Source organism: Rhodococcus sp. (in: high G+C Gram-positive bacteria) (assembly GCF_049591685.1).
Lineage (GTDB): Bacteria > Actinomycetota > Actinomycetes > Mycobacteriales > Mycobacteriaceae > Rhodococcoides.
The window spans coordinates 1-1705 of the sequence record NZ_JBAWFH010000236.1; the positions used below are offsets into that span (position 1 = coordinate 1).

General features: G+C 63.9%; 2 protein-coding genes and 1 pseudogene. 2 read left to right on the plus strand and 1 reads right to left on the minus strand.

Annotated elements, in window-relative coordinates; translation table 11 throughout:
- Positions 1 to 159: 159 nt before the first annotated feature.
- Positions 160 to 1233: a DUF808 domain-containing protein gene (locus tag WBQ44_RS09895; RefSeq protein ID WP_495566529.1), complete on the minus strand. Its 1074-nt coding sequence runs from the start codon at positions 1231 to 1233 to the stop codon at positions 160 to 162.
- Between the two features lie 28 nt (positions 1234 to 1261).
- Here WBQ44_RS09895 and WBQ44_RS09900 point away from each other — a divergent pair, with 28 nt between their 5' ends.
- Together WBQ44_RS09900 and WBQ44_RS09905 are read left to right on the plus strand one after the other, a co-directional pair.
- Positions 1262 to 1405, plus strand: coding sequence for a hypothetical protein (locus WBQ44_RS09900; RefSeq protein ID WP_495566530.1), 144 nt, complete (start codon positions 1262 to 1264; stop codon positions 1403 to 1405).
- A gap of 37 nt (positions 1406 to 1442) precedes the next feature.
- Positions 1443 to 1705, plus strand: a pseudogene (locus WBQ44_RS09905) (hypothetical protein); the annotation flags it as partial.

Genomic DNA, 1705 nt, shown 5'->3' on the forward strand with positions numbered 1-1705 from the left:
ACGAAAACGACGAACCATGTGTCGAGACGAAACGGCGAGCGCCGACGTCCCGAACGACGAAGCCACCGACAACAGAGGTGTCCCCGATGGCCGCCGCTCCGATACCGACGACCCCGCACCGTTTTGACGTGCACAGGCCCAGAAAAGGGAGGACACGCTCTAAGGAGCGGGGTTTCCCGGAGTGTGGTTCGTCGGTGCGTGGTCAGTCGAAGCATGATCGGTCGGTGCATGGTCCGAAGATGCATGGTCCGAAGATGCGTGGTCCGAAGATGCGTGGTTCGTCGTTGCTGCATCCGGGTGCGGTTTCTTGCGCTTACCGAGCATGCGCGAAATACCGAGTTGCGCGGCCAGAACGATGGCGCCAACGATTGCACCGAGGATCGCGGATGCGATCGTGTTGACGATCCAGGCAAGCACCGGCCCGATGCCTGCGACGTCGCCGACGATCTCTTCACCGTGGTGCACGAGGTCGTAGATCGGATGGAAGCCGAGCTCGTCGATGCCGACGAGCAGGATGTGCCCGCCGACCCACAGCATGGCGGCCGTACCGACGATGCTGAGAAACGACATCACCTTCGGCATGCCCTTGACGAGTCCGCGGCCGAACTTCCGCGCGGCACCGGACTTGGTGTCGGCCAGGCGGAGTCCGATGTCGTCCATCTTCACGATCAGCGCGACCACGCCGTACACCACGACGGTGATGACGACGGCGACCACGGCCAGAATGATCAGGCGGTTCCAAAAGCCTTCTGCCGCGATGGTGTCCAGCGCGATGACCATGATCTCGGCGGACAGAATCAGATCGGTGCGTACGGCACCGGCGACCACACTGTCCTCGTCTTTCGGCTCGTCCGACGCCTCGTCGTGATGGCCGTGGCCCGAGATGGCACCCCAGATCTTGTGCATCGCCTCGTACGCGAGGTAGCAACCACCGAGCATCAGAATCGGGGTCAGCAGCCACGGCAGGAACTGGCTCAGCAGCAATGCGATGGGGAGAATGATCAGCAGCTTGTTGCGCAGCGAGCCGATGGCGATCCGCTTGATGATCGGCAATTCACGCTCGGCCGCCAGTCCGCGAACATACTGCGGCGTCACTGCTGCATCGTCGATGACGACGCCTGCAGCTTTTGCGGTCGCCTTACCCGTCGCCGCGCCTACGTCGTCGATGGACGCCGCTGCCAACCGCGCGAGCGCAGCAACGTCGTCCAGCAATGCAACGAGTCCACCCGCCATCTTCGGCCCCTTACATTGTCGTCCCGACGTGTCAGGGGAACGATACCGCGCAGCGATCTCCCGAACCGTTGCTGACGAACTCGACGTCACTCCGACACCTGCCGGTCGATGTGCGGCGGCGGAGCAATCCGTCGATGCGGTGCTGGTCACGCTCGCAGTCGACGATCGGTGAAAGCACCCGCACTCGTCGGCTTGTTACCATGCCCCACATGTCGGTGACCACGCGAATCCTTGCCGGAACGACTGCTTCTCTCATGCTGTTCGGCGGTTCCGTCTCGGTTGCGCACGCGGCGCCGATCGACGTGCCGCCGGAGGCGGCCCAACTCGACGTGCCGCCGCAGCCGGCCCCTACCGACGCGCCGCTGCTTCCGTCAGCTGAGTCCGAGGTCGAATTCGTTTCCGACGGCATCACCTATTACGGAAGCCTCCGCACGCCTGCCGGCGCGCCGCGCGGGGCTTCACTGTTGCTTCC